The following is a 25,978-nucleotide window of genomic DNA, read 5'->3' on the forward strand; positions in this document are numbered from 1 at the left end:
TGTCCCCGTCGGCGGGCGTCCTGCTCCGCTACGGGGTGAGGGCGTCCGCGGACACCAGCGTGTCGTCGCGGAAGCAGAGCCGGTACGCGTCGCCCGACCGGTCGTCGAACCGGTCGGCCGTCATCGCGTAGTACGAGCACGATGTGCCGGGTCCGGCCGGCTCGGCCTCCACCGGGCGGTGGCCGGTCCGGCGTTCCGGCAACAGGGGCTCGGCCTCGGACCGGGCCATGCCCACCCGCAGCCGGGCGAAGTCGCCGGGTTCCAGGACCGACCGGGACACCGACCACATCTCCCACCCCATGAGCACCAGCGACAGCGACGCCCCCGCCACCAGCGGCACCAGGACCGCGGCAACCAGCGTCCGACGCACCCGGCGCCCGGCGTGACGGTGCTCCCGGGGCAGCGCGCCGCCCTCGCCACCCGGCCCGCCGGACCGGAGAGCGACGGGAGTGATGGGTGTGACGGGTGCGACGGGCCGCGAGGGGGTGTGCGGAATCCGGGCGGCGACCGCGAAGCCCCCGTCGCGCGGACCGTGGGTGAAGGTGCCCCCGGCCAGCCGCACCCGCTCGTCGAGCCCGATGAGCCCGTGGCCACCGTGGGCTCCGCTCCCTGGTGGCACGGCTGGGGCGGCGCCCGGGGATGGCCCGTTCTCGACCACCACTTCGGTCTCGTCGGCCGAGTGCGCGACGCGAACGCGCGCCGTGGTGTGCGGGGCGTGCTTGGCGACGTTGGTGAGCGCCTCCTGCACGACGCGGTGCACGGCCCGCTCGACGACCGGGGGAACGCGGTCCGCCCTGCCGTCGACGCGCAGGTCGACCGAGAGCCCGGACGCGGAGGCCTCGTCGGCCAGCCGGGCGACCCGGGACACGGAGGCGGCCGGGCCGCCGCGACCGCCACCGGCACCGGCACCGCCGCCGACGCCCTCGTCCGGGGTTCCCGTGGGGCTCAGGGGCGCGTCGTCGGTCCCGTCACGCAGGACGCTGATCACTTCCCCGAGCCGCTCCACCGCGGCCCCGGCCCTGGCCCTGATGTCCCCGGCCGCCCGCCGGTGCCGGTCATCGAGGTCGGCGGCGAGGCTCAGCGCGCCCGCCGAAAGGGCGATCAGGCTGAGGTCGTGGCCGAGGACGTCGTGCATGTCGTGGGCGATCCGGGCCCGTTCGCGCAGCCGGGCCTGCTCGGCGACCAGCCGTTGTTCGCGCTCCAGTTGTGCCGCCCGCTCCCACCCGGCCCGGACGAGCTGCCGGTACTGGCGCCGGAACCGTCCCGCGAACCACGGCAGCATCGCCGCGACGACCACCACGGCCACGAACCGGCTGCCCAGCGGCAGCCACGACGGCACCAGGGCCACCGCCACCACCCCGGCCGCGACGACGGCGACCAGCGCGAGCACGGTGGGCCGGGCCCGTCCCGCCCGCTGCCCGGCGAGGAACGCGGCGACCGCCGCCGGAACCGCCCACCACAGGCTGACCATGCTCAGGCCCACCCCCGCCGCAGCGGCGGCGGCAGCGGCCGCCCCGGCCGGATCCCCGGGCCGGGTCCGCGGTCCCGCACCGCCGCGCTTCGCACTGTCCATACGAGGACGGTACTGAGCGTGGAGTCCCCGGGTCCCGCCCAGGTCACTCCACCTGCTGCGACCCCAGCATCGTCAGCGCCAGCTCGGTGAGTTCACCGGACACCTCGGCGGGCCGGGCCCGCCGGGGCCGGCGGCTGTGGTGGGCCATCAGCTCGTGGACCGTACCGACCATCACCATCACGTCGACCCGGTGGTCCCGGTCCTCCGCCTCCCCCCGGTCCACCGCCCGCTCGGCCTCCCCGGTCAGGAACTCCGTCCACAGGGCCCGCCACAGCTTGCAGTGCTCGTCCACCGTGGCGCTCACGCCCAGCACCTCGACGAAGGTCACCCGGGCCTCGCGCGGATCGCGGGTGACGGCCTCCACGTAGGCGTCGAAGAGGCGCCGGACGCGCTCGGCGGTCCCGCACTCGTCCATGCCCTTGGCGAGCAGGGCGTTCTCCGCGGCCCGCAGCCCGCTCGTCGTCACCCGGTTGTGCAGCGCGACGAGCAGCCCCTCACGCGAGCCGTACTCCTTGCGCAGCACCTCGGCCGGAACCCCGGCCGCCGCGCAGATCGCCAGCTCGGTCGTCTCCGCGTACCCGACGACTCCGAACAGTTCCCGGGCCGCGTTGAGGAGTTGCTCGCGCGCCTGGTTCCGGAGCGTGTCACCGGGGCCAGTGCGCTGAGCCGGCCAGTTGTCCACCACCGGTCCTCCTTCAGCGGAAGAGGTGCGGGAGAGGAGCCTCAGCACCTCTGCACAGACCGCCCGCCCCATTGTGCTCGCCCCGGCACGGTGGTTCCGACTGCGCCACACCCCAACCGGAGTGCGGCACCCCGCCCTCACACCCCCTGTCGCGCCGCCGACGCGCTCCCCCGGCGGATCGGACGGCCCGGCATTTTTCAGCCCCAAAGTGGCACGGTGAACGGTCAGGAAAGTTGACGAGGAGGACGCGTTCCTCCTCCCGGGGCCGGTGTTCCGGGGCCGTTCTTCCTGGGGCCGTTCTTCCCGGGGCGGTTCTTCCCGGGGCCGTTCACCAGACGACCGGCATGCTCGGCAGGCCGAGGACGATGCCGTTGAGCTTGAACTCGGCCCGCGCCGAAGGGATCACCGGGCGCAGCCCGGGGATGCGGCGCAGCAGGGTGGTCAGCGCGACCTCCAACTCGATCCGGGCCAGCTGGCGGCCTATGCACTGGTGCGCGCCGAGAGTGGCCAACTCCACGACGCTCAAAGGGCGTTCGGTCCGATTGCCGCGAGCGATCAGCCGGCTGATCAGATCGTCCCGGGGCTCGGCGATCCGTTGCCGGATCAACTCAGCCGGGTGTAGGTCTCGTCGGGGTCGAAGGGGCAGGAATCCGGCCTGGCGACCGGAATACCCGGGACATCGGCGGAATGAAACTTCTCGCGCCCTATTTGTCGGCGGCGCCGTCGTCGCAGCGGTGATCCGCGCGGGGCGCGTTCTGGTGGGCGACGGCGTCCTTCCAGCGGGCCCGCTCCGCGCCGAGCCGGTCGTCGGCGCTCACGGCGAACCACACCCAGCCGTCCTTGTACTCGTGCGTGTCCGTCAGGCCGATGACGTAGCGGCGGCCGGGGCGGAGCGCCGCGTAGTCCGGTTCGCCGGCGGCGAGGGCACGCCCCTTCGCGTCCAGGACGGCGGACTGGCCGATCACCATGGACGCGGGCGGGGTGCCCTTGAGGGGTTCCGTCACGGTCACGGCGGACATGACGACACCTCCTTCGAGCTCCGGCTCCTCCTCGCGGTACTCGACCGTCCGGTCGACGGTGACGATCGCGACCGTCCCCACGTTCCCCGCCTTGTCCCGGTCGGTGGTGTCCTCCGGCAGGCACAGGGTATGCGCCGCCGTCACGTCGTCCAGGGTGGTGTACCAGTAGCCGGCCCCGGCCGTCGCGAGCACGGTGGCGGCGGCGAGCGCGGTGAGCAGAAGGCTGGTTCGGGTCATGGTCAGCCCCAGAGCTTCTTGTAGTTGGCCTTGTCGGTGTCGGTCGGCTCGGTGATCGGCATGGTCACCAGCGGGGCGGGCCACATGAGCGACGCCACCTGCTCGGACTTGTGACACAGGCCCAGGGCGTGCCCGAGTTCATGCGCGGCGACGTGCCGACGCAACTCGGTCGAGGCGTACTTCCCCGGTTTGTCGAGGGACTTGCGGTTGAGGTGGATGACATCGGTGTCCGCGACACCGCCGTGGTGCTCGTAGTAGGCACCCTTGCCGTCGGCCTTGCTGTAGTCGCGCCAGTCGAGGTCGTTGACGGTCGTGGCACTGTCCGGCCGGATCTTGATCCGCGACAGCGAACCGGTCTGCCAGACCTTCCCGGCCCAGGTGCGCGCGTCGTCGTACTTCGTCGCGGACGTCCACCGGATCTCGCCCTCGTCGACCGCCGAGTCCGAGCGCCGTTCCCGCTCCCCCGCCACACACCCGGCGGCCCTCTTCACCCCTGCCGCCCCTCGCACCCCCGTCACTTCTTCCCCGTAGGCGACCGCGGTGGCCGAGACGGCGGTGGTGGTGGCGCACGCGAGGGCGACCAGCACACGGACCGGATCCATCGGAGGCTTCACAAGCGCTTCTCCTTCGCAGGTGAGAGGCACCGTACTGAGGCCCGCGCCCCACAGGGAACGGTACGGGCGGGCATTCACCCCGGAGGGGGAAGCGCGGCCCGGCCGGTACGCCGAGGGGGCCGACCGGCACCGCGAGGAGCCCCCGACGCGTCCGGCCGACCCCTTGCGGCCGACCCCTGCGGCCGGCCCTTGCGGCCGGTCAGTCCCTGCCGGCCATCCAGATGGTGAGGCTGTTGGCGATCCGGTGGATGCTGTCCTCGGTGACGACCTCGTGCTCACGGCGGGCCGTATCGCGGCGCACGACCTCGTAACCGCCCTCGCCCCGGACCGTGACCGAGGCGTGCCAGCGCGGTTCGTCCTCGTAGGGCTCGATGACGACGAAGGTGTTGTCCGCGTCGTTGAGGTCGCTGAACAGCATGTACAGCGCGTCCTCGGACGGGTCGTCGATGATGTCGCCGTCCTCGCTGACGGCGCGGTAGTACGAGGCATCCATCGGAACTGTCCCCTCTTCGGCCCACCGGCCCGGTCACCGGCTCGATCACCCTCAGCCTGGCACGCGGGTCCGACAGTCCGGCCGGGCACGGACGCACGCGGACAAGCCCCGGGTCGGTCCGGGGCCACCCCGAACAGCCACCCCGAACAGCCCGCCCGAAGCGCACCGCACCGCCCGAACCGCACCGCCCCCGCCGGTCCTCCGGTACCGCTCAGTCCGCCGACCGCTCCACGGGAATCCACAGCGCCGCGTCGGCCCGCGTCCCGTCGTCCGAGACGCGCACGCGCACGATCTCCGGCCCCGGCCTGCTCCGGTACGGATTCGACGGGAACCACTGCGTGAACACGTCCCGCCACATGTACTGGAGCGCCTGCGGGAAGGCACCCGCGCTCTCGAAGACGGCCCATGTGCCCGCCGGGACGTCCAGGGCCTCCATGCCCTCCGGCGCCTCGGCGCGCGTCACCACGCCGTGGTAGTAGTCGAGTTCGGTTCCCTCGGCCCGGCTCGGGTCGAGGTGGTCGCTCACGCCGACGATCCCCTCCGGCTCCTGGTCCGACAGCTCCGCGATCCGCCGCAGTGTCTCTTTCCCCATGCCGCGGATGAACTCGCCGATCGCCGGGTTCATCCCCTCGTGGACGAGCGGTACCCGGGCCTTCCTCCCGACCACACGGAACCGCTCCCTGTCCACGATCCGGTAACGCATGCTGCTGCTCCCCTCGATGACGAGGCGGAAGGACATCCGCGGCTGGGACTGCAGAGCCGCACCGGTCCTCCGGGCCTCGCCCGGACCCACCCCGTGCACCGCGCGGAACGCACGCGCGAAGGCCTCGCCCGAGCTGTAGCCGTAGCGCGTCCCGACCTCCAGCAGCGTCCGCTCACCGCCGAGCACCTCGGCGCCCGCCACGGTCAGCCGCCTGCGCCGGATGTACTCCGACAGCGGGATGCCCGCCAGCGCGGAGAACATCCGGCGCAGGTGGTACTCCGATGTCAGGGCGATCCGCGCGAGTTCGGCCACGTCGATCGGCCGGTCGAGACGCGACTCGACGTACTCCATGGCCTGGTTCAGCCGCTCCAGCATCCCGGCCCCTTTCCCCGTCGTTCACCCACACTACGAGGGGCCCGCGCGCCGCACCCGACATCCTGTGCCCGGCCCGGTCGGGTCCCGCCGGCAAAGCGGATTTGACCAGCCGACATGTCGGCCAGATGCAGCTGAACCAGCTCGCTCAGGCGACAGAAGGCGGCGCGCCGGATCTCGCCTCGAACCCGGCGGAGAAGCAGCAAGCGGCGAAGGCGATCAATGACGATCTGGAGCGCGACGTCGAAAGAGACGGCAAGCACGCGACTGAGAGCGTGAACGCGGCCGTCAAGGAGTGTGGCGCCAGGGACGGTTATGGCTGGGACACTCATTCGACATACGCGGCAGCAGCTCCACTTTCACCCAGGACCTGAACAGTGGCTCCGCCCCCGGGGTAACTCCGGCAGACCCTGGCCGCGAAGGCTCGCGCGGGGACGTCTCGCGCGGCGACGAGGAGAACAGGTGACCACTCGACACCCGCTTTTGCCCAGCCTGTTCGTTGCTCTGGGCGCCACACTGCTCCTCACCTCATGCTCGACGGTCGGCGCGGACGATCCGAACGTGACCAGCGGTCGAACCTCCCACTGGGGAAAGGGCGCCGGCGCTCCCGAGGCGTCCGCCTTCATGAAAGTGGAGGTTCCCGAGGGCGCGGCGGAGGTGAAGGGCGCCGTTCAGGTCAACCCGCAAGAGGACATCTACCTGCTCTCCTTCGTCACCGACGAGAAGACCGCCGTACGAATGGCAGAAGATCTGCGCCCCGAAGAGCCCCTGCGCACCAGGAATCACAGCCTTCCGCCCGCGGCCGAACTCTTCGGGCACCTCGGCCTTGCCGAGCCCCAGACCGAGAAGAGCGCCCGTTGGGCGGGGTGTGTCCGCCGTGCGTGGGTGACGAACGACGGAGCGAGGTCGCATGGATCGAGATCCACGTCGTTGAACTGGACTCCGAGAACACCCGGGTGTACATGCAGGCGTTCTGACCCTGCTCGGGGCCCGGAATTCGCCGACCGAGCTTCTCCCCGTACGGAACGCCTGCGGTGCGTCGCAGAGTGCACCGCCTCGGCCTCCTGCTCGGTCGGCTCCTGAGCACAAGCCCTGTGGCCCTCCTGAGGGGGGCCACAGGGCTTCGGTGGGCCTTGTGCTCACGCCGGGCTGTATCGCGGCTGACGAACCCCGTGCCCCCCTCCGGGCCGCCCTGCCCTCAGCCCTTCACCGTGAAGTCCGCCCGCAGCAGCGCCTCGTCACGGGAGGACGGGCCCACGAGCAGTTCGAAGCGGCCCGGCTCCACGATGCGGTGGCCCTCGGCGTCCACGAGGGTGCAGTCCGCGACCGGCAGTTCGACCGGGACCACCCGCGACTCCCCGGGGGCCAGGGACACCTGGCGGTAGGCCTTCAGCTCCTTCTCGGCCCAGGTCACCGAGGTGACCGTGTCGCTGACGTACACCTGCACCGTCTCCAGCGCGGGCCGCGTGCCCGTGTTGGTGAGCCTGACCCGCGCCCGCACCGTGTCGCCCGCCCCGACGAGCGGGGTCCGCACCTCCAGATCCGTGTACTCCACCGTCGTATAGCTCAGCCCCTCGCCGAACACGAACGCCGGGCTCTGCGTGAGGTCCGCGTACCGCGTGCCGTGCTGGCCCCGCACCTGGTTGTAGTACGTCGGCTGCTGGCCCGCGTGGCGCGCGAAGGAGAGCGGCAGCCGGCCGGTCGGTTCGACCAGGCCGAGTACGAGTTCGGCGACGGCCCGGCCGCCGAGCATGCCCGGGTTGAAGGCGTGCACGATCGCCGCCGCACGGTGCGCGGACGGCGGCAGCACCAGCGGCTTGGAGCTGATGACCACGACGACGAGCGGCTTGCCCGTCGCCGCGAGCGCGTCCAGCAGGGCGACCTGGTCACCGACGAGTTCCAGCGTCGCGGTGGACTTCCCCTCGCCGACCAGTTCGATACGGTCGCCGACGACCGCGACGACGTAGTCGGCCGCCTCCGCCGCCGCGACCGCCTCGCCGATCAGCGCCGCGTCCGGTGCGGCGGGGACGACGACCTCCGGCCGGGGCTGCCCGTCCGGGAAGAACGCGCCCTCCGGGTCCGGCCCGACGGTGAGGATGGCGGCGCCCCGCGCGTACGAGACGTTCCAGTCGGCGGGGACATGGTCGCGGAAGCCGTCCAGCACCGTACGGATCATCCCGCGCGGCTGGCCGTCCGGCAGCCAGTCGGCCTGGCCGGAGGAGCCCGCCCAGTCGCCGAGCTGGTTCTGCGGGTCGTCCGCGTTGGGCCCGATGACGGCGACCGTACGCGGTACGGGACCGGAGGCCCCCTGCGCGGCCACCGCCCGCCCGCCGTCACCCGCCGCGAACCCGCCGGACAGCGGCAGCGTCCCGTCGTTCGCCAGCAGCACCAGCGAGCGCCGGGCCGCCTCCAGGTTCAGCGCGGCGTGCCCGGCGCTCCCGATGACCTCCGCCTGCCGGGCGGCGTCCGGGCGGCGCGGGTTCTCGAAGAGGCCCAGCTCGAACTTGAGCGTCAGGATGCGGCGTACGGCGGCGTCGATCTCCGCCTCGTCGAGCGTGCCGGCCGCCACCGCCTCCTGCGCCCCCTCGAAGAAGGCGGGCGTCGTCATCACCATGTCGTTGCCCGCGCGCACCGCCGCCGCCGACGCCTGCGCGGCATCGGCGTACACCTTCTGCTCCCACACCATGCGGCCGACGTTGTCCCAGTCGGTCACCAGCGTCCCGGTGTACCCCCACTCGCCGCGCAGCACGTCGTTCAGCAGCCAGTTGTTCACCGTGATCGGCACGCCGTCCATCGACTGGTAGCCGAGCATGAACGTCCGGCAGCCCTCGCGCGCCACCCGCTCGAACGGCGGGAGGAACCACGACCGCAGCTTGCGCCGAGAGATGTCCGCCTCGCTCGCGTCACGGCCCCCCTGCGTCTCGGAGTAGCCCGCGAAGTGCTTGGCACACGCCAGGATCGCCGTCGGGTCCGCCAGACCGTCGCCCTGATACCCGCGCACCATGGCGGAGGCCAGCTCGCCGATGAGGAACGGGTCCTCGCCGAACGTCTCGCTCACCCGCCCCCAGCGCAGGTCCCGCGTGATGCACAGCACCGGCGAGAACGTCCAGTGCACACCGGTCGCCGCGACCTCGACGGCCGTCGCCCTGGCGATCCGCTCCACCAGCTCCGCGTCCCAGGTCGCGGCCATGCCGAGCTGCGTCGGGTAGATCGTGGCGCCCTCCCAGAAGGAGTGCCCGTGGATGCAGTCCTCCGCGACCAGCAGCGGAATCCGCAGCCTGGTGCGCCCGGTGGCCTCGGCCGCCTCCAGTACGCGTTCGGGCGAGGCGTGCAGGATCGATCCCACGTGCAGGTCCTCGACGAGGTGCCGCACTCCGTCCTTGGCGTTCAGCTGGAGCATCTGGCCGGTCTTCTCCGGCAGCGTCATCCGGCCGAGAAGGTCACTGACCCGCTCCGCCACAGGCAGCGCGGGGTCGAGGTAGGGCGGGAAGAGACCCACAGGAGTTCCTTTCAGGACGTCACTCCACACATCACCGCATCACCGTACGCTCAATACCGACCGAGTGGTAAGTATCTGGCTGTGACAGCCTGGCGGGACAGTTGGTCCGAAGGACCGGGAAGAAGTCGGGAGCGTGCGAGTGACCGCCGAAACGGGGCGTGGCTACGCCAAGGGCCGGGCGAAGCGCCGCGAGATCCTCGACCACGCCATGGCCATGTTCGGCGAGGTCGGCTACCGGGGCGCCTCACTGCGTGTCATCGCGACCCGCTGCGGCATCTCGCACCCCGGCCTCCTGCACCACTTCCCGACGAAGGAGTCCCTGCTCCTCGCGGTCCTCGAACACCGCGACGACGTGGACGGCGAATGGCTCGCGCTCGACACCGCCAAGGGCGTCGACCATCTGCGCCGGCTCGCCGACCTGGCCGCCCTGAACGCCACGCGGCGCGGGATCGTCGAACTGTTCTCGGTGGTCGCCGCCGAGGCGACCTCCGCCGACCACCCCGCCCACGCGTACTTCGTCCGCCGCTACCGGACCTCGGTGGACAACACCGAACGCGCCTACCGCGAGGCCCGCGACGAGGGCGCCCTGCGGGCGGGCATCGACCCGCCGGCCGCCGGCCGGCAGCTGATCGCCCTCATGGACGGCCTCCAGGTCCAGTGGCTCCTCAGCGACGGCGGGACGGACATGGCGGGCGTCCTGCGCGCCCATGTCCAGGCCCAGCTCACCGTCGACTTCTGACGCCGGCCTGTCGACGTCTTCCGGTCACGGGGGCCCGGCCACCCTCACCGCCAGTCCGTGCAGCAGCCCCGCGTCCACGAACGGCGCCTTCGTCCTGCTGGAGAACACCGAGCGGAAGCGGTTGGCGTACACCGAAGGGCAGGGCGGCAGCCTCCTCATCACTGAACAGCCTGAATTGGTAAGCCTGTTCGGGAAGTATGGGGTAGTGCGCGGGCCCAGGCATACACTCCCGAAAGGTCTCCGGAAATGATCGAGAAGATGGCAGAGGAACTATGAGCGCCGACCTCCACCGGTTCACGTCCGGCTACAGCGGCAGCCAGGGCGGCGACCGCGCAGAGGTCGCCACCTGTCCCCGCACCGTCCACGTCCGGGCCTCCCGGGCCCCCGCCGTCCCCGCGCGCTCCCTCTCCCCCGGCGCATGGCCCTCCTTCCTCGGTCACGCGGCCGGATCAGCTGCCTGAGCCGTGACTGCGACAACGGGGGAATGCCTCGCCTGCGGACGGGAGATCGAGAAAGCCGCCGGGCCGGGCCGGGCGCCCGCGTACTGCACCCAGGCCTGTCGGCAGCGCGCGTACCGGGAGCGAAAACAGCCCTCCGCCCTACCCGTGCAGGAACTGATCGCCGATCTCGGGGACCGGCTGCGGAAGCTACGGCCGGTGCCCAGGGACACGTTCCACACCGACGTCGAGGCGCTGTCCGGCCCGTTCACGCAACTGCGGCGCATCGCCCGGCAGGCGCGTGCGGAGGAGCGGGAGGAGGAGCGCGCGGGAGAAAGCGTCACACCCGCACCCGTGACGAATCCGACGGCCTCCCCCTCCACCGACGACGACTTCGCCGCACTCTCCGAGCAGTACGGGCGTGAGCTGCGGGTGCACTGCTACCGGCTGCTCGGTTCGTACGACGAGGCCGAGGACCTGACACAGGAAACGTTCCTCCGGGCCTGGCGGGCGCGGGACGCGCTCAGCGGTGTCACCCATCCCCGGGCGTGGCTGTACAAGATCGCCACCCGGCTGTGCCTGGACTTCCTGCGCAAGCACGACCGGCGCCCCACGACGTACGCGCCCGTCCCCGGCATGGACTCCGGCGTCGGGCCGCCACCCGTGCGGGTGGCCTGGCTGCAGCCCTTCCCCGACGACCAATTGCCCGACAGGCCCGCTCCGGCGCACGAGCCGGACGCGGCGGCCGTGGCGAGCGATACGCTGGAACTGCTCTTCCTGACCGCCGTGCAGAAGCTCCCCGCACGGCAGCGGGCCGCCGTGATCCTGCGGGATGTCGCCGGGTGGTCCGCCCAGGAGACGGCCGACCTCCTCGGCTCCGGTGCGGCATCGGCGAACAGCGCTGTCCAGCGGGGCAGGGCCGCCCTTCGGCAGGCACTGCCGGGGCGCCGGGAGGACTGGTCGGTGCGCGAACCCGGTGCCGGGGAGATGGCGTTGGTACGGCGCTACATGGATGCCGTGGCGCACTCCGACATCGACGCGATGGTGGAGCTGGTGCGGGAGGACGCGGTGCTGACGATGCCGCCGAACCCCTTCTGGTTCACGGGGCGCGACGCCCTCTTCACGTTCCTGCGCCCGAACCTCGATCCGGCGTCACCGACGTTCGTGGGGCACTGGCGGACCGTTCCCGTACGCGCCAACGGCCGTATGGCAGTGGCCGGTTACCTCCAGCGGCCCGGCACCAGCGTCTACCGGGCGCAGATCATCGACGTCCTGCGCATCGAACCGGGCGAGGACCGGATCGCGGAGATCACCACCTTCGAACCTCATCTGTTCCCGGCCTTCGGGCTTCCGATGACGCTGTGAGGCGTGGCGGGCGATGAGTTCGCCGTTCGTGCGCGTCCTATGAGTGACAGGGCGCGCACGGCGCCCGGATCGAAGGGGCGAACGCCATGCTCAAGGACAAGGTCGCGGTCATCTACGGCGGAGCGGGCTCGCTGGGCTCGGGCATCGCACAGGCGTACGGGGAGGCGGGGGCGCGGGTGTTCCTCGCCGGACGTACGCGGGAGACACTGCGGGCGGCCGCCGCCAGGACCGGTGCCGAGTACGACGTACTCGACGCCCTCGACGAAACGGCCGTCGAGGCGCACGCCACGTCGGTGGCCGAGCGGGCGGGACGTATCGACATCTCCCTCAACCTCGTACCGCGCGGGGACCTCCACGGGGTGCCGCTCACCGAGATGCCGGTGGAGGACTACACCCGGCCGGTCGTGCGGGGCATCACCTGCCAGTTCATCACCGCGCGGGCCGCCGCCCGCCGGATGGGCGCGCAGGGTTCCGGCGTGATCCTGGCCCTGGACAGCGGCTCCGGGAACGGCAGCCCGATGATGGGCGGCACGGCGGCCGCCGACGGGGCGATGGACGCGATGATCCGGCAGTTCGCCCAGGAGATCGGCCCGGCGGGCGTACGGGTCTGCGGGATCTGGACGGCCGGTGTCGTCGACACCCTCACCGTGGAGAAGCTGGCCGGGGCCGGGGCCCCCGTCATGAACGACGCCGACGTCGAGGGCATCCGCGACCACCTGAACAGCCTCCGGATGACGAAGCGCTCACCCAGGGTCGCCGACATCGCCGCGCTGGCGACGTTCCTCGCCTCCGACGCGGGGGCGGCCGTCACGGGCACCTGGGTCAACGCGACGGCGGGCATGTTTCCCAGCTGATCCTGCTGATCCTGCTGCCCCGGCCGGGCCGGCCGCCGCAGCCGGTCCGGGCGGTCCGGGCGGCTCGCGGAGCGACAACGGGTGGCTCGCGGAGCGGCTCCGGGCGCCACAGCTCCTACGGCGCGGGCGCGATCGTCCCGACCCGCAGGTACTTCGCGAACTCGATGTGGCCGAGGGGCGCATAGCCCGCACCGCCGCTGCCCGGCGGCTTCGATCCGTACTCGGACGTGAAGCTGAACTCCCCGGCGTTCTTGACGTTGAACGCGCCGTACTCCTGCAGTGCCTTCGCGACCATCCGCTCGTACGGCTTGAGCGAGGTCGCGGCGTCGATGTCGTACGAGCGATCCAGCCAGATGAACTGCCCCAGCCGCCAGCGGCCTTCACCCTCGCCGTCGCTCCCCACCGCGGGAAAGACATGCCGGCCGTTGTTGTCCGGGGTGCCGAAGCTCAGGGCGTGGTCGATCCGGCCGGCCTTCCACTCCGCGCGGGTGATCATTCCGGCCAGGCGGGACAGGCCGCTGCCGGTCTCCTGGCCCGTGACGGCGACCGACGAGCCCCGGATGTCGGACACGGCTCCCCATTCACAGCTGGGCCTGCCGTCCCGCACCTCGGCCCGCCAGCACTCCACCGCCCGCCCGTCCGGTCTGATCACCACCGCCCACTCGCGCCCCGCCGCCGGGGCCTTCCACGAGGCGTCCCAGGGCAGGTCGACACCTTCGAAGGGGTTGGTCCCCCATTGACCGACGTGCTTGCGCGGGGTGACTTCGTAGGCCGGAGTGCCGGAGGTGGCCCGGTACACCAGGGAGCCCGCCGTGCCGGTGTACAGCTCGACCCGGCCCGGAGCGAGCAGGTCGGCGACCATCCGCGCGGAGTCGGGCGCCGGGCGGGGACGCGGGTGCCGCTGGTTGAAGGCATCGTCGGCGGCGAAGAAGCGGGGGGAACCGTCGGCGGCGTCCGACGGGGGCGGCTCCTGCCCGCGCCGGTTCACGAGAACCGCTCCGGCGACCACCAGGGCGAGCGCGAGGGTTCCGGCGGCGACGACGAACGGCCACCGCCGTCTCGGTGCTGGTGCCTGTGCCGGTGCCGGTGCCGGTGCCGGTGCCGTATCGAGCTCGGCCCGCGCCGCCAGCCACCGTTGTTCCCATTCCGTACGGTCACCGCCACAGGCTTCGACGTACGCCAGGGCGACTTCGAGGGAAGGCAGTTGGCCGCCCTTCGCGGCGTGGGACAGTGCGCCGGGCGACTGGCCCGTACGCGCGGCCATCTGGCGGTACGTCGGACCGTCCGCCGCGCCGCGGAGGGCTCGTAACCCGAGGGCGAACCGCTCCGCCGCATTCCCCACCGGATCGTCCGGGGTTTGCTGTGATGCTGCGACCACCTGTCCGTCCTCCCAGCCATGGCCGGTGACCGTCCATGTGTGACGTCTGGTCTGCTCGCCCGAGTCTAACGAGTTCGGAGCAGGACCGATCCGGGGAAAAGGGGCTCCCGCGACTGCCCACGGCGGAAAATGGACCCCATGGACCAAGGATGGGCAGCCTTGTTCGGAGCCGGGGTGGGCGTCGTCGGAACCCTGTGCACCTCGGCGTTGACGTATTCGTCCGCCCGGCGGCAGGCACGTGACCAGGGGGCGGTCGATCACGTGCGGGCGCTGCGGAGCGAACGCCGGGAGGCCTACCTCGTGTTCATGCAGGCGGCGGAGCCGGTCGACGGCGTGCTGCACCGGGTCGCGCACCAGGACGGTGTACCGGCCTCCGCGCGGGACGCCCCTCCCGCGCCCGATGTGCTGGGAGCGGCCGTGGCGGAGCTCGGTGGCGCGGTGGACGCGCTCTACAAGGCCCAGGCACGGCTCGATCTCATGGGTCCGGAAGCCGTGGCCGCGGAGGGCGTGAACGTGTGGTCGGACGTACGGTCCCTGCGGGCCTATCTCGAAAGGGTGCTCCACGGGATGCGCGAAGGGCTGCCGGACGCCGCGTACCGCACCGGCCTCGAAGACGCCGTCGACGCCGTGGAGATGAGCAGGGAGAGGTTCACCCGGCGCGCCCGCGAGGTGATCGTGACTCCGCCGTGAGGCCGCCGTGAGGTCCACCGCCGCCGGTGACGCGCCACAACGGAAGCCTCCGCACATGACGTTGACCCGCGCCGTGCCCGTAACAGAGCATCGCCTCATATGACTACCACCGAACCGCACCTTCCCGCGTCCGAGTCGCCGCGCCCCGTCGCCCTGATCACCGGGGTCGGCCGCACCGTGGGCATCGGTGCGGGCATCGCGCGGCGGCTGGCCGCCTCGGGCTGGGACATCGCCTTCACCTACTGGACGCCCTACGACAGGCGCATGAGCTGGGGGGTCGAGGAGGGCGCCGCGGCGGCCATCACCGACAGCCTCCACCCGGCGGGCGGGCGGACGGCCGCCATCGAGGCGGACCTCTGCGACCCCGACGCCCCGGCGAGGATCTTCGACGAGGCCGAACGCCGCCTCGGGCCGGTCACCGCCCTCGTGATGTGCCATGCCGAGTCCGTCGACTCCGGCCTGCTGGACACCACCGTCGAGAGCTTCGACCGCCACTTCGCCGTCAACGCGCGTGCCACCTGGCTGCTGATCCGCGAGTACGGGCTGCGCTTCCGCTCCGCCCCGGGGACCGGCAGGATCGTCGCGCTCACCAGCGACCACACCGTCGGCAACCTCCCCTACGGCGCGAGCAAGGGCGCCCTCGACCGCATCACGCTGGCCGCCGCCCACGAGTTCGCCCATCTGGGCGTCACCGCCAACGCCGTCAACCCGGGGCCGGTGGACACCGGCTGGATGACCGAGGACGTACACGAGGCGTGTCTGCGCGCGACGCCCCTCGGCCGCCTCGGCACCCCGCAGGACACCGCGCACCTCGTGGACTTCCTCTGCTCGCCCCAGGGCCAGTGGATCAACGGTCAGCTGCTGAAGAGCAATGGCGGATCCGCTTCCTGAACCATGTCCGAAATTGCAAGTCGCCGTGGCATGTGCGCCTTTGGCCGAACGTCTACTGTGGCCTGGTCCAGTAGTGCACAGGGGGTCGCATGCACAACGAAGGTATGGCCGACGGCAGAGCGGGCGAAGGGGCTGCCGGTGGTCCCGACGACCGCTGGGCGGCCAACGACCTCCAGCGCGCCGACGCACAGGCGCCGCAGGAATGGCCGCAGACGCCACCGCGGGCGGAGCCTCCTGTCACCAGCACGGTGATCGACGGCCGCTACGAACTGATGTCGCCGATCGGCAGCGGCGGCATGGGCGAGGTCTGGAAGGCGTACGACAGACGGCTCCGCCGCTTCGTCGCCGTGAAGGGGCTGCTCGACCGGAACGCCATGACCGCCACCACGCAGGCCGAGGCCATGCAGCGGGCGCGCCGCGAGGCGGAGGCCATCGCGAAGATCGAGCACGAGAACGTGGTGACGGTCCACGACCAGGTCGAGACCGACAACCAGGTCTGGATCGTGATGAAGCTGCTCGAAGCCAGGTCGCTGGCCGATCTGCTGAGCAGCGAGAAGGTGCTCGCCGTCCCGCGAGCGGCCGACATCGGCCGGCAGATCCTCCGGGGGCTGCGGGCGGTGCACGGCGCGTCGGTCGTCCACCGCGACGTGAAGCCGGGCAATGTGCTCGTCCGCGACGACGGGCTCGTGATCCTGGTGGACTTCGGCATCGCCAAGTTCGACGGCGGTGCGCAGGTGACCCAGCACGGGGGCGTCCTCGGCACGCCCCCGTACCTGGCGCCCGAACTCTTCGCCCCCGGGGCCCCGGCGCCCACTCCCGCGTCCGACCTGTGGGCGCTGGGGATCACGCTGTACGTGATGGTCGAGGGACACGCGCCCTTCGGCGGCAATGAGGTCTGGGAGGTTCAGGAGCAGATCCGGAACTCCCCGACGCCCGCCTTCCGGTACGCCGGGCCCCTGGAGCCGGTCATCCAGGGGCTGCTGACCACGGACCCGCAACGCCGCCTGAGCGCCGCCGGGGCGGAAGAGATGCTCCGGAGCGTCCTCGGGGGGCCCGCCACGCCGAACTCCACCCCGCAGTCCGGCCCGCAGCCCGCCCCGGACTCCGCCGCGAACCCCGCGAACCCCGCCCCACCGGCGGCGGACCCGGCCGCCGAGGCCGTCCGCCCGCCGACACCCGCGCCCACCCCCACGGCCGCGTCCGTGCCCAGCCCCGCGCCCGCGTTCGGCCCCGCACCCGTGCCCGCTCCGCCCGCTCCCACCCCCTCGCCGGACCCGCAGGCAGCCGCACCCCCCCACCCCGCCCCCCCCACCCCCGCACCCGCCGCCCGTCCGGCGGCCGGCGGGAAGGCGCGCCGGACCTGGCTGAAGGTGTCCGCGGCGGCCGTGTGCGTCGCGCTGCTGGCCACCGCCGGCTGGCTCGTCACGAAGGGCGGCTCGAAGCCGGACGACAAGCCCGGTGGGATCGCCGCACCGAGCCGGAACGGCAAGCAGCCCCAGTGGAAGGACGACCACCCCCGGCTGAAGGTCGGCGTCAAGGACGACCAGCCCGGTCTGAGCAAGTACGACAAGAAGAGCGAGTCCTACGCGGGTTACGACATCGACCTGGCCTACAAACTCGCCGATCGCATGGGCTACACGCCGGACCAGGTCGACTTCATCACCGTCGCCACCGACTACCGCAGCACGGCGCTGAAGACCAAGAAGGTCGACCTGGTCATCGCCTCGTACAGCATCACGCCCGAGCGGAAGACCGCGTCGCCGGGGGGATACAGCGTCGACTTCGCCGGGCCGTACTACGAGGCGAGCCGGGAGTTCCTGGTACGCGAGAAGTCGGCCAAGTACGACATCCGCGACACCAGCGACCTGCGGAAGCTCAAGGTCGAGGTGTGCACCGCCCGGGACTCGACGTACGAGAAGGAGCTCCCCAAGAAGGGCTTCACCATGGCGAAGGAGCAGCCGAACACCTACCAGGACTGTCTGGACAGGCTCCTGGACAAGAAGTCCGAGGTCTACGCGGTGGCCTCGGACGACGTCATTCTCGCCGGGTACGTCAGGGACAACCCGGGCAAGGTGCGGCGCCTGGAGCCCATCGACGGCGCGGAGGGCTACGGCGTGGCCATGCGGCCCAAGACCCCGCTCCTGAAGGGCGAGGTGTGCACCGCGTTGAAGGACATCCTGGACAGCAAGGTCTGGGACGACCTCTACATGGACAACCTGTCGCCCCTGATGGGCGGCGGGAACCCGCCCGGCCGCCCGGACCTGGACGAGTGCCCCGCCCCCTGACCCGTCATCTCTCGGGGAACCGCTCCCCGCACGCGCCGCAGAACACCGGTGCGGACTCGGCCGACAGCCGCCCGCACTCCGGGCAGACCCGGTCCAGCAGACACGGGGCCTCGCCGCCCCCGCCCTCGTACGCGGCCGGCGGGGGCTTGATCGTCAGGCCGGGACGTCGGCGGTGGACGGTGAGGTAGGTCAGGCCGTCCGGGCCCGCGGTGAGGGCGCGGCGGGAGGTGCGGGGCAGCCAGGTGACCGTGCTCGGGGTCAGCGGCAGGGATGCCTCCGGCCCGGTGACGACCCGGCCGCTGCCCGCGAGGACGACCAGGAGCACGTCCAGGACGTCCTCCCGGTGCTCCCCGACCTCGGCGTCCGGCGGCAGGCGCACCAGGTTGGCGTCCAGCTCACGTCCTGGTTCGGCCAGTTGCCACAGGGCGCCGCGGGCGTCCGGCGCAGCCGCGGAGAGCAGATCGTTCAGTACGGTCAGGACCTGGGGGGTCGCGTTCACGCCGACCAGGCTACGCGGCGGCGCGGCACGGCGCCCGCGTAGTGTGTCCCCTTCGGCTCCCCCAACTCGATGTCCCCGCACCGCCGTTCCCCGAGAGGAAACCGCCATGGTCCGCGCACCGGACGAGAAGTACCCGCCGATCGAACCGTACGAGCGGGGCATGCTCGACGTGGGCGACGGAAACCTCGTGTACTGGGAGGTCTGCGGCAACCCGCACGGCAAGCCCGCGCTCGTCGTCCACGGCGGTCCGGGCTCCGGGTGCACCGAGCGGCCCCGGCAGTACTTCGACCCCGCGCGGTACCGCGTCGTGCTCTTCGACCAGCGCAACTGCGGCCGCTCCACCCCGCACGCGAGCGACCCCGCCGCCGACATGCGGCACAACACCACGCACCACCTGATCGCCGACATGGAGCGGCTGCGCGCCCATCTGTCCATCGACACCTGGCTGTTGTACGGGGGTTCCTGGGGCTCCACGCTGATCCTCGCGTACGCCGAGCAGTACCCGGAGCGGGTCTCGGAGATCGTGATCCCGGCGGTCACCACGACCCGGCGCAGCGAGATCGACTGGCTGTACCGGGGCGCGGGTCAGATCTTCCCGGAGGCCTGGGACCTGTTCCGGGCGGGCGTGCCGGAGGCGGCGGGCCCCACTGACCTGGTCGCCGCGTACGCCCGGCGGCTGGAGAGCCCGGACGCGGCGGTACGGGAGCGGGCGACGGCCGACTGGTGTGCGTGGGAGGACGCGGTGCTGTCGCAGGAGGCGTACACGGGGCCCTCCCCGTACAGCGGCAGGCCCGGCCACGCACAGCAGGCGCTGGTCCGGATCTGCTCGCGCTACTTCTCCCACGGCGCCTGGCTGGAGGAGGGGCAGCTGATCCGGGACGCGGGCCGGCTGGCCGGGATCGACGGGGTGCTGGTGCACGGCAGGTTCGACCTGGGCGGACCGCTGACCACCGCCTGGGAGCTGGCCAAGGCGTGGCCGGACGCCGAGCTGACGGTGATCGACGGCGCGGGGCACCTGGGCGGGCCGGCGACCAGCAGGGCGGTGCTCGCCGCACTGGACCGCTTCGCCGGGCGCGGCTAGTCCGCGCCACGGAGAGTCCGGGGCGCGGGAAGTCCGGGGCGCGGGAAGTCGCGGCGCGTCCGTCCGGGGCACGGGAAGTCGCGGCGCGGGAAGTCCGGAGCGCGGGTCCCCTTGCTTCGAGCGCGCTCGAAGGCGTTGGCTTGGGAGTCATGAAGTACACGCAGCTCGGACGCACCGGACTCAAGGTCAGCCGACTCGTCCTCGGGACGATGAACTTCGGCCCCCAGACGAACGAGCCGGACAGCCACGCCATCATGGACGCCGCGCTGGACGCGGGTCTGAACTTCTTCGACACGGCCAATGTCTACGGCTGGGGCGAGAACAAGGGGCGCACCGAGGAGATCCTCGGGACCTGGTTCGCCCAGGGCGGCGACCGCCGCGACAAGGTCGTCCTCGCCACCAAGGTCTACGGCAACATGGGCACGGACGGCGAGGCGTGGCCCAACCACGACAAGCTCTCCGCCCTCAACATCCGGCGGGCCGTCGACGCCAGCCTCCGGCGGCTCCAGACCGACCACATCGACCTGTACCAGTTCCACCACGTCGACCGGTCCACCCCGGTCGAGGAGATCTGGCAGGCCATCGACGTACTGATCCAGCAGGGCAAGATCCTCTACGCGGGCTCGTCCAACTTCTCGGGCTACAAGATCGCCCAGGCCAACGAGAGGGCCCGGCAGCGCGGCAGCTACGGCCTGGTCAGCGAGCAGTGCATCTACAACCTGATGGAGCGCGGCGCCGAGATGGAGGTCATCCCGGCCTCCCAGGAGTACGGCCTCGGGGTCATCCCGTGGTCACCGCTGCACGGCGGGCTGCTCGGCGGCGCGATCCGCAAGGAGCGCGAGGGCGGCGGCGCCCGGTCCACCTCGGGCCGCTCCGGCGACGCGCTCGCCGACCCGAAGGTCCGGGCGCAGATCCAGGCGTACGAGGACCTGCTCGGCAAGCACGGCCTGGAGCCCGGCGAGGTGGGTCTCGCCTGGCTGCTGACCCGGCCGGGCATCACCGGGCCGATCTCGGGCCCGCGCACGCGCGAACAGCTCGACTCGGCGCTGCGCGCGGTCGAACTGGAGCTTTCGGACGAGGTGCTGTCGTCGCTGGAGGAGATCTTCCCCGGCCCCGGCCCGTCGCCGGAGAACTTCGCCTGGTAGCGGGGCGGAAGCCCTGGCGGCGGGCACCGCTGCCGGGCACCGCGCCGGGACATGAGCGCGCGCCGCTGTCGCCTTCGGCCGTACATCGGCCGCTCCCCCGGTAGCCGGATGCCTGTGCCGTCAGGCGGCCGTCGTCATCCGCCGAGGGCGGCCGCCACGGCGACAACAGCGAACATCAGCACGAGTGCGGCGGCCATGATGCGGTTTCTGGTCTTCGGATCCACCCGTCGAGCCTAACCGCATCACTCACCGTCCGAGCGGCCAGGCTCGCACCACCTCGTAGCGCGGCTGTTCCCCGGGCACCCCGTCCACGGGCAGATTGCTCCGTACGAGACTCAGCTCACCGGCCTCCCAGTGCAGCCCCTCGAAACCGTCGAGCGCGGCGGTGAAGGGGGTCAGGTCGGCCGGGGTCCGGCTCCGGGCCAGGGTGAGGTGCGGGGTGTAGCGGCGGTGCTCCTCCATCGGCAGCCCGGCCCGGCGGGCCGCGGCGTCGGCGCGCTCGGCGAGCAGCCGCAGGGTGTCGAGCCCGCCCGCCGCCCCGGCCCACAGCGCCCGCCCGTCGAAGCGCCCGCCGCCGTGTATGCGCAGGGGGAAGGGCTCGGTGCGGTGCGCGGCCCGCTCCAGCCGCACGTACAGCTCGGGCAGCACGGCCTCGTCCACCTCGCCGAAGAACGCCAGCGTGTAGTGCCAGCCGGCCTGCGCCGTCCAGCGCAGGGTCCGCGCGCCGGGCAGCTCATGGAGCGGGGCTACGGCCCGGCGCAGCTCCTCGACGGCCGGTTCGGGCGGCAGGACGGCCGCGAAGAGTCTGACGGTGTTCCCGTTGTTTCTCCTGCTCATGCGCGCGAGTCTCCCAGTTCCGGGCGTGCCCCGGGAGCCGGATCCCACGCCGGGGACCGGCGGCTTCCCCCGCGGCCGACCGCGCTCCCCGGATACGCGGAACCGCCCTCTTCCCGTACGGGGAGAGGGCGGTTCCGTGGGCTCACGCGGCCGTCGCCAGTTGCTCGCGCGGGACAAACCGTACGTGCGGGCGGCCGGCGCGGAGGTCGACCTTGAGGCGGAGGCCACCGACGCGGGCCAGCATGAAGCCGACCGCCAGGGCGGCGACCATCGAGATCACACCGCCGGCCGCGAAGCCGGTGCGGGCGCCGTAGGTATCGCTGATCCAGCCGACGATCGGGGCGCCCACCGGCGTACCCCCGGCGAAGACCATCATGTAGAGGCTCATCACCCGGCCCCGCATCTCGGGGTCGGCGGCCATCTGGACGCTGGTGTTCGCGGTGATGTTCGTCGTCAGGCCGATCATGCCGATCGGGACCAGCAGGATCGCGAACAGCCACACCGACGGTGACAGGGCCGCGGCGATCTCCAGCAGGCCGAAGGCCGTACCCGCGACCACCAGCATCCGCAGCCTGGTGGAGCGGCGGCGGGCGGCGAGCAGCGCACCGGCGAGGGAACCGGCCGCCATCAGGATGTTGAAGAACGAGTACATCCCGGCACCGCCGTGGAAGATCTCGTCCGCGAAGGCGGTCAGCCAGATCGGGAAGTTGAAGCCGAACGTGCCGACGAATCCGACCAGCACTATCGGCCAGATCAGTTCCGGGCGACCGGAGACATAGCGCAGGCCCTCGCGCAGCTGGCCCTTGGCGCGGGGGACGGTGACCGAGGCGTGCATCTCGTCCGTGCGCATCATCATCAGGCCGATGAGCGGCGCGAGGAACGACAGGCCGTTGAACATGAAGGCCCAGCCGCTGCCGACGGTGGTGATCAGGACACCCGCGACGGCGGGGCCGATGAGCCGGGCGGACTGGAAGTTCGCCGAGTTGAGGCTGACCGCGTTGCGCAGCTGCGCCGGGCCGACCATCTCGGAGACGAACGACTGGCGGGCCGGGTTGTCCACGACCGTGACCATGCCGAGCAGGAAGGCGATCAGGTAGACGTGCCAGACCTCGATGGCGCCGGAGAGCGTCAGGACGGCGAGGGCGATACCGCAGAGACCGAGCATGGCCTGGCTGACGAGCAGGATCCGCCTCTTCGGGAGGCGGTCGGCGATCACGCCGCCGTACAGGCCGAAGAGAAGCATGGGGAGGAACTGCAGAGCCGTCGTGATACCGACGGCGGTGGCGGAACCCGTGAGGCTCAGGACGAGCCAGTCCTGCGTGATGCGGGACATCCAGGTACCGGTGTTGGAGATCACGGCGCCCGTGGCGAACAGGCGGTAGTTACGGATCTTCAGCGACGAGAAGGTCCCGCCGGTCTTGCTCTCGTGGGTGGAAGTCGGTGCGGGGGCGGAGTCTGCTCCGGATCCCGTACTCAAAGGGGTTCGCCTCCTCGGGCGTGGACGGCTTGCTGTCTGACGGGGACGTGACAGCGGGCGCTCCGGCTGTGGTCCGGGGCGCCCGCGGGGTCACAGGTGGGCGAGCTTCTCCAGCACGGGCGCCGCGGCCCGCAGCGTCTCCCACTCGTCCTCGTCCAGGCCCTCGGCGAGGGTGGTCAGCCAGGCGTTCCGCTTGGTGCGGCTCTCCAGGAGCATGGCCTCGGCCTGCTCGGTCTGGCTGACCATCTTCTGCCGACGGTCATCGGGGTGCGGTTCGAGCCGGACCAGTCCCTTGGCTTCGAGCAGGGCGACGATGCGGGTCATCGACGGGGGCTGCACATGCTCCTTGCGGGCCAGCTCACCGGGGGTGGCCGAACCGCAGCGGGCAAGGGTGCCGAGCACCGACATCTCGGTGGGGCTCAGCGACTCGTCGACGCGCTGGTGCTTCAGTCGTCGGCTCAGCAGCATCACGGCGGAGCGAAGGGAGCTCACGGCGGCGGCACTGTCGCCGTCGTGGATCAGGTCAGGCATGTTTGTTAGCGTAACTCATTAGCAACCCTAAATACCACTCGATGGTACACGCGCGAGAACTTGCTCACCCGAACGAGTGATTCGGAAGCGGAAAGTGACACAGAACACGCGCCTGGGCGGCGACCCTGCTTGTCATGGGATCGACAGTGCTCAGCCTGCGGATAGACGGTGAGCTGCTCGACCGGCTCCGGCAGCACGCCGCGAAACGCGGAATGAGCGTCCAGGACTATGTGGTCCGGACGCTCATTCGCGACGACTTCGACGAACGCTTCAAGGCGGCCGTCGACGAGACGGAGAAGTTCTACGGGGCCGAGGCCCGGGTGGACCCGGCGGACCGGGTCACCTGAGCGGCCCGGGGAAGGGCAGGGGCGACGATCAGGTGAGGCCGAGGGCCGGCATCGCGTAGTAGAAGACGAAGACCGCCGACACCACGTACATGGCCACCGGGACCTCACGGCCGCGGCCGGCCGCCAGCCGCAGCACGCTGAAGGCGATGAAGCCGATGCCGATGCCGTTGGTGATCGAGTACGTGAACGGCATCATCACCATGGCCAGGAAGGCCGGGATGGCGAGCGTGTAGTCGCTCCAGTCGATGTCCTTCACCGAGCCCGCGATGATCAGGAAGCCGACCGCCAGCAGGGCGGGGGTGGCCGCCTGCGAGGGCACCATGGTCGCCAGCGGCGTCAGGAACAGCGCCACCGTGAAGAGCAGACCGGTCACCACGCTCGCGAAACCGGTGCGGGCCCCCTCGCCGACACCCGCCGTGGACTCCACGAAGCAGGTCGAGGCGGACGAGGAGCTCGCACCACCCGCGGCCACCGCGATGCCGTCGACGAACAGCACCTTGTTGATGCCGGGGAAGTTGCCGTCCTTGTCCGTCAGCTTCGCCTCGTCGCCGACCCCGAGGATGGTGCCCATCGCGTCGAAGAAGCAGGACAGCAGCACGGTGAAGACGAACAGGACGCCGGTCAGGAAGCCGACCTTCTCGAAGCCGCCGAACAGACTGACCTCGCCGATCAGCCCGAAGTCGGGCGTGGCGACCGGGTTGCCCGGCCACTCGGGAACGGTCAGCCCCCAGGCCTGGCCCGGCAGATCGGCGACGGCGTCGATGACCAGCGCGACGACCGTCATGGCGACGATGGAGATCAGGATCGCGCCCGGCACCTTGCGGACGATCAGCGCGAGGGTGAGCAGCGCGCCGAGGACGAAGACCAGGACCGGCCAGCCGTTGAGGTGACCGTCGCCGCCGAGCTGGAGCGGCACGGTGGTGTGGGCGGCGTCCGGGATGCGGGAGACGAAGCCCGAGTCGACCAGGCCGATCAGCAGGATGAAGAGACCGATACCGATCGCGATGCCCTTGCGGAGCGAGGTCGGTACGGCGTTCATCACGCGTTCCCGCAGCCCGGTCGCGACGAGCAGCATCACGACGAAGCCGGCGAGGACGACCATGCCCATGGCGTCCGGCCAGCTCATCCGGGGGGCGAGCTGGAGGGCGACGACGGTGTTGACGCCGAGGCCCGCGGCCAGCGCGATCGGCACATTGCCGATGACACCCATCAGCAGGGTGGAGAAGGCGGCCGTCAGCACCGTGGCGGTGACCAGCTGGCCGCTGTCGAGCTGGTGCCCGTACATGTCCTTCGCGCTGCCGAGAATGATCGGGTTCAGCACGATGATGTACGCCATCGCGAAGAACGTGGCGAACCCGCCGCGGATCTCCCGGGCGACCGACGACCCCCGCTCGGAGATCTTGAAGAACCGGTCCAGGCCGCCGTGTGGCTGCGGGGCCGAGGGCTGCTTGGAATCGACCGGAGCGGTGGCCGAGGGGGACATGTATGACCTCAGTCGTACGTAGGAGGAATCAAGGACCGAAAAACCGAAAAGTTGTCAACCTTGGACTTTCAGACGAACAATTCGAGCCAGTCGAAAGCAGATTCAGTATGAATACATAAGGCGAAGATCGCTATCTCCGCGCGTAGACCCTTGGGCCGACTGCCCGGACGGCCTTTATGCGCGCCGCTCGGTACTGCGTGTGCGCAGCTCCCGCACGGCGCGTACGCCGCTCGCGCCGACGGGCTGTCCCGTCCTCCGGGGGCGCGCGAGCGGCCCATACACTGAACTCATGGAGAAGTGGACACCGAAGCACGAGGCACCCGAGCCCCTGGAGGGTCCCGTCGTCGCCACCATCACGGGCGGCACGATCCTCTGGTTCGTCCTCTTCCTCGCACAGCTCCCCTTCTACGGCTGGTTCGCCGACCACGGTCACACCTGGTGGGTGTGGACCCCGCTGGCCGGGGCCGGACTCGGACTGATCGGCATCTGGTACGTCCGGGGGCGCGACGCCGCGCTCAAGCGGCACGCGGCAGCGGCAGCGCGGGCCGAGGGGAACGCGGAGGCGGAAGCCGGATCCGCGGCGCCCTCCGGCGGCGCCACGGGCAGCACCGCGGTCTCCTGACCGCCTCCGCACCCTCTGCACGGCTTTCCGGTACGGCCAAAGGGCGCCTCCCGTACCGCCAAAGGGCCCCTCACGTACGACCGGGGGACACACTTCATCCTCCGCTGGTCTGATCTTCAGACCCC

At 71.5% G+C, this 25,978-nt stretch carries 27 protein-coding genes; 12 read left to right on the forward strand and 15 right to left on the reverse strand.

Annotated elements, in window-relative coordinates:
* Positions 1-28: 28 nt before the first annotated feature.
* The 7 genes from OHA98_RS36375 to OHA98_RS36405 form a co-directional block, all read right to left on the reverse strand.
* Positions 29-1,471 carry a sensor histidine kinase gene (locus OHA98_RS36375; protein ID WP_266932580.1) on the reverse strand — a complete coding sequence of 481 codons (1,443 nt, stop codon included), beginning with the start codon at positions 1,469-1,471 and terminating at the stop codon, positions 29-31.
* 145 nt (positions 1,472-1,616) lie between these two features.
* The gene (locus OHA98_RS36380) at positions 1,617-2,258 is read right to left on the reverse strand and encodes a TetR/AcrR family transcriptional regulator (RefSeq protein ID WP_266932015.1); all 642 of its coding nucleotides are present in this window, start codon (positions 2,256-2,258) and stop codon (positions 1,617-1,619) included.
* Between the two features lie 325 nt (positions 2,259-2,583).
* The gene (locus OHA98_RS36385; protein ID WP_266932016.1) at positions 2,584-2,862 is read right to left on the reverse strand and encodes a cytochrome P450; all 279 of its coding nucleotides are present in this window, start codon (positions 2,860-2,862) and stop codon (positions 2,584-2,586) included.
* A gap of 97 nt (positions 2,863-2,959) precedes the next feature.
* Complete coding sequence (locus OHA98_RS36390; RefSeq protein ID WP_266932017.1) at positions 2,960-3,511, reverse strand: hypothetical protein; 552 nt, start codon at positions 3,509-3,511, stop codon at positions 2,960-2,962.
* Positions 3,512-3,513: 2 nt separating this feature from the next.
* A complete protein-coding gene (locus OHA98_RS36395) occupies positions 3,514-4,125 on the reverse strand; it encodes a matrixin family metalloprotease (RefSeq protein WP_266932018.1) in 612 nt (203 codons plus the stop codon).
* A gap of 199 nt (positions 4,126-4,324) precedes the next feature.
* Complete coding sequence (locus OHA98_RS36400; RefSeq protein WP_266932019.1) at positions 4,325-4,618, reverse strand: hypothetical protein; 294 nt, start codon at positions 4,616-4,618, stop codon at positions 4,325-4,327.
* 211 nt (positions 4,619-4,829) lie between these two features.
* Entirely contained in the window at positions 4,830-5,696 is an 867-nt protein-coding gene (locus OHA98_RS36405) for an AraC family transcriptional regulator (protein WP_266932020.1), read from the reverse strand.
* Between the two features lie 125 nt (positions 5,697-5,821).
* On the opposite strand from OHA98_RS36405, the gene OHA98_RS36410 reads away from it, so the two are divergent.
* Positions 5,822-6,067: a hypothetical protein gene (locus tag OHA98_RS36410; protein WP_266932021.1), complete on the forward strand. Its 246-nt coding sequence runs from the start codon at positions 5,822-5,824 to the stop codon at positions 6,065-6,067.
* An 824-nt stretch (positions 6,068-6,891) separates the two neighbouring features.
* On the opposite strand, the gene OHA98_RS36415 is transcribed toward OHA98_RS36410, so the two are convergent.
* A complete protein-coding gene (locus tag OHA98_RS36415; RefSeq protein WP_266932022.1) occupies positions 6,892-9,192 on the reverse strand; it encodes a glycoside hydrolase family 3 N-terminal domain-containing protein in 2,301 nt (766 codons plus the stop codon).
* Between the two features lie 139 nt (positions 9,193-9,331).
* Here OHA98_RS36415 and OHA98_RS36420 point away from each other — a divergent pair, with 139 nt between their 5' ends.
* Positions 9,332-9,931, forward strand: a complete 600-nt coding sequence (locus tag OHA98_RS36420; RefSeq protein WP_266932023.1) for a TetR/AcrR family transcriptional regulator — start codon at positions 9,332-9,334, stop codon at positions 9,929-9,931.
* 24 nt (positions 9,932-9,955) lie between these two features.
* Here the strand turns inward: OHA98_RS36420 and OHA98_RS36425 are convergent, their stop codons facing one another.
* Positions 9,956-10,090 carry a hypothetical protein gene (locus OHA98_RS36425; RefSeq protein WP_266932024.1) on the reverse strand — a complete coding sequence of 45 codons (135 nt, stop codon included), beginning with the start codon at positions 10,088-10,090 and terminating at the stop codon, positions 9,956-9,958.
* A 113-nt stretch (positions 10,091-10,203) separates the two neighbouring features.
* Between OHA98_RS36425 and OHA98_RS36430 the strand changes: the two genes are divergently transcribed.
* The 3 genes from OHA98_RS36430 to OHA98_RS36440 all read left to right on the forward strand — a co-directional run bounded on the left by OHA98_RS36430 (position 10,204) and on the right by OHA98_RS36440 (position 12,587).
* Positions 10,204-10,392 (forward strand): DUF397 domain-containing protein, encoded by a 189-nt coding sequence (locus tag OHA98_RS36430; RefSeq protein ID WP_266932025.1) that lies wholly within the window; start codon positions 10,204-10,206, stop codon positions 10,390-10,392.
* A 3-nt stretch (positions 10,393-10,395) separates the two neighbouring features.
* Entirely contained in the window at positions 10,396-11,733 is a 1,338-nt protein-coding gene (locus OHA98_RS36435; RefSeq protein WP_266932026.1) for an RNA polymerase subunit sigma-70, read from the forward strand.
* A gap of 86 nt (positions 11,734-11,819) precedes the next feature.
* Entirely contained in the window at positions 11,820-12,587 is a 768-nt protein-coding gene (locus tag OHA98_RS36440) for an SDR family NAD(P)-dependent oxidoreductase (RefSeq protein ID WP_266932027.1), read from the forward strand.
* A gap of 115 nt (positions 12,588-12,702) precedes the next feature.
* Here OHA98_RS36440 and OHA98_RS36445 read toward each other — a convergent pair whose 3' ends face one another.
* Positions 12,703-13,965, reverse strand: a complete 1,263-nt coding sequence (locus tag OHA98_RS36445) for a helix-turn-helix transcriptional regulator (RefSeq protein ID WP_266932028.1) — start codon at positions 13,963-13,965, stop codon at positions 12,703-12,705.
* 138 nt (positions 13,966-14,103) lie between these two features.
* On the opposite strand from OHA98_RS36445, the gene OHA98_RS36450 reads away from it, so the two are divergent.
* The 3 genes from OHA98_RS36450 (at position 14,104) to OHA98_RS36460 (ending at position 17,831) form a co-directional block, all read left to right on the forward strand.
* Positions 14,104-14,655: a hypothetical protein gene (locus OHA98_RS36450; RefSeq protein ID WP_266932029.1), complete on the forward strand. Its 552-nt coding sequence runs from the start codon at positions 14,104-14,106 to the stop codon at positions 14,653-14,655.
* A gap of 99 nt (positions 14,656-14,754) precedes the next feature.
* Entirely contained in the window at positions 14,755-15,546 is a 792-nt protein-coding gene (locus OHA98_RS36455; RefSeq protein ID WP_266932030.1) for an SDR family oxidoreductase, read from the forward strand.
* A gap of 89 nt (positions 15,547-15,635) precedes the next feature.
* Positions 15,636-17,831 (forward strand): serine/threonine-protein kinase, encoded by a 2,196-nt coding sequence (locus OHA98_RS36460; protein WP_266932031.1) that lies wholly within the window; start codon positions 15,636-15,638, stop codon positions 17,829-17,831.
* Between the two features lie 4 nt (positions 17,832-17,835).
* Here the strand turns inward: OHA98_RS36460 and OHA98_RS36465 are convergent, their stop codons facing one another.
* Positions 17,836-18,330 (reverse strand): hypothetical protein, encoded by a 495-nt coding sequence (locus OHA98_RS36465; protein ID WP_266932032.1) that lies wholly within the window; start codon positions 18,328-18,330, stop codon positions 17,836-17,838.
* 106 nt (positions 18,331-18,436) lie between these two features.
* Between OHA98_RS36465 and pip the strand changes: the two genes are divergently transcribed.
* Together pip and OHA98_RS36475 are read left to right on the forward strand one after the other, a co-directional pair.
* Positions 18,437-19,411, forward strand: a complete 975-nt coding sequence (pip, locus tag OHA98_RS36470; RefSeq protein ID WP_266932033.1) for a prolyl aminopeptidase — start codon at positions 18,437-18,439, stop codon at positions 19,409-19,411.
* 149 nt (positions 19,412-19,560) lie between these two features.
* A complete protein-coding gene (locus OHA98_RS36475; RefSeq protein ID WP_266932034.1) occupies positions 19,561-20,556 on the forward strand; it encodes an aldo/keto reductase in 996 nt (331 codons plus the stop codon).
* 246 nt (positions 20,557-20,802) lie between these two features.
* Here OHA98_RS36475 and thpR read toward each other — a convergent pair whose 3' ends face one another.
* From thpR to OHA98_RS36490, 3 genes are all read right to left on the reverse strand, one after another.
* Entirely contained in the window at positions 20,803-21,393 is a 591-nt protein-coding gene (gene thpR / locus OHA98_RS36480) for an RNA 2',3'-cyclic phosphodiesterase (RefSeq protein ID WP_266932035.1), read from the reverse strand.
* A gap of 142 nt (positions 21,394-21,535) precedes the next feature.
* On the reverse strand, positions 21,536-22,870 hold the full coding sequence (locus OHA98_RS36485) for an MFS transporter (RefSeq protein WP_266932036.1): 1,335 nt from the start codon (positions 22,868-22,870) through the stop codon (positions 21,536-21,538).
* Between the two features lie 90 nt (positions 22,871-22,960).
* Positions 22,961-23,401: a MarR family winged helix-turn-helix transcriptional regulator gene (locus tag OHA98_RS36490; RefSeq protein WP_266932037.1), complete on the reverse strand. Its 441-nt coding sequence runs from the start codon at positions 23,399-23,401 to the stop codon at positions 22,961-22,963.
* A 134-nt stretch (positions 23,402-23,535) separates the two neighbouring features.
* Between OHA98_RS36490 and OHA98_RS36495 the strand changes: the two genes are divergently transcribed.
* The gene (locus OHA98_RS36495) at positions 23,536-23,748 is read left to right on the forward strand and encodes a ribbon-helix-helix protein, CopG family (RefSeq protein WP_266932038.1); all 213 of its coding nucleotides are present in this window, start codon (positions 23,536-23,538) and stop codon (positions 23,746-23,748) included.
* A 28-nt stretch (positions 23,749-23,776) separates the two neighbouring features.
* Here OHA98_RS36495 and OHA98_RS36500 read toward each other — a convergent pair whose 3' ends face one another.
* On the reverse strand, positions 23,777-25,231 hold the full coding sequence (locus tag OHA98_RS36500; RefSeq protein ID WP_266932039.1) for an NCS2 family permease: 1,455 nt from the start codon (positions 25,229-25,231) through the stop codon (positions 23,777-23,779).
* A gap of 289 nt (positions 25,232-25,520) precedes the next feature.
* Here OHA98_RS36500 and OHA98_RS36505 point away from each other — a divergent pair, with 289 nt between their 5' ends.
* Positions 25,521-25,853: a DUF2530 domain-containing protein gene (locus OHA98_RS36505; protein ID WP_266932040.1), complete on the forward strand. Its 333-nt coding sequence runs from the start codon at positions 25,521-25,523 to the stop codon at positions 25,851-25,853.
* The last annotated feature ends 125 nt before the right edge of the window (positions 25,854-25,978 follow it).

The organism is Streptomyces sp. NBC_00654 (genome assembly GCF_026341775.1).
Classification (GTDB): Bacteria; Actinomycetota; Actinomycetes; order Streptomycetales; family Streptomycetaceae; genus Streptomyces.

Excerpts from the sequence above, each read along its gene's own strand:
- OHA98_RS36375 (WP_266932580.1), bottom strand. The coding sequence starts at position 1,471 with ATGGTCAGCCTGTGGTGGGCGGTTCCGGCGGCGGTCGCCGCGTTCCTC.
- OHA98_RS36390 (WP_266932017.1), bottom strand. The coding sequence starts at position 3,511 with ATGACCCGAACCAGCCTTCTGCTCACCGCGCTCGCCGCCGCCACCGTG.
- OHA98_RS36400 (WP_266932019.1), bottom strand. The coding sequence starts at position 4,618 with ATGGATGCCTCGTACTACCGCGCCGTCAGCGAGGACGGCGACATCATC.
- OHA98_RS36405 (WP_266932020.1), bottom strand. The coding sequence starts at position 5,696 with ATGCTGGAGCGGCTGAACCAGGCCATGGAGTACGTCGAGTCGCGTCTC.
- OHA98_RS36410 (WP_266932021.1), top strand. The coding sequence starts at position 5,822 with ATGCAGCTGAACCAGCTCGCTCAGGCGACAGAAGGCGGCGCGCCGGAT.
- OHA98_RS36425 (WP_266932024.1), bottom strand. The coding sequence starts at position 10,090 with ATGAGGAGGCTGCCGCCCTGCCCTTCGGTGTACGCCAACCGCTTCCGC.
- OHA98_RS36430 (WP_266932025.1), top strand. The coding sequence starts at position 10,204 with ATGAGCGCCGACCTCCACCGGTTCACGTCCGGCTACAGCGGCAGCCAG.
- OHA98_RS36440 (WP_266932027.1), top strand. The coding sequence starts at position 11,820 with ATGCTCAAGGACAAGGTCGCGGTCATCTACGGCGGAGCGGGCTCGCTG.
- OHA98_RS36450 (WP_266932029.1), top strand. The coding sequence starts at position 14,104 with ATGGACCAAGGATGGGCAGCCTTGTTCGGAGCCGGGGTGGGCGTCGTC.
- OHA98_RS36455 (WP_266932030.1), top strand. The coding sequence starts at position 14,755 with ATGACTACCACCGAACCGCACCTTCCCGCGTCCGAGTCGCCGCGCCCC.
- OHA98_RS36460 (WP_266932031.1), top strand. The coding sequence starts at position 15,636 with ATGCACAACGAAGGTATGGCCGACGGCAGAGCGGGCGAAGGGGCTGCC.
- pip (WP_266932033.1), top strand. The coding sequence starts at position 18,437 with ATGGTCCGCGCACCGGACGAGAAGTACCCGCCGATCGAACCGTACGAG.
- OHA98_RS36475 (WP_266932034.1), top strand. The coding sequence starts at position 19,561 with ATGAAGTACACGCAGCTCGGACGCACCGGACTCAAGGTCAGCCGACTC.
- thpR (WP_266932035.1), bottom strand. The coding sequence starts at position 21,393 with ATGAGCAGGAGAAACAACGGGAACACCGTCAGACTCTTCGCGGCCGTC.
- OHA98_RS36490 (WP_266932037.1), bottom strand. The coding sequence starts at position 23,401 with ATGCCTGACCTGATCCACGACGGCGACAGTGCCGCCGCCGTGAGCTCC.
- OHA98_RS36495 (WP_266932038.1), top strand. The coding sequence starts at position 23,536 with ATGGGATCGACAGTGCTCAGCCTGCGGATAGACGGTGAGCTGCTCGAC.
- OHA98_RS36500 (WP_266932039.1), bottom strand. The coding sequence starts at position 25,231 with ATGTCCCCCTCGGCCACCGCTCCGGTCGATTCCAAGCAGCCCTCGGCC.
- OHA98_RS36505 (WP_266932040.1), top strand. The coding sequence starts at position 25,521 with ATGGAGAAGTGGACACCGAAGCACGAGGCACCCGAGCCCCTGGAGGGT.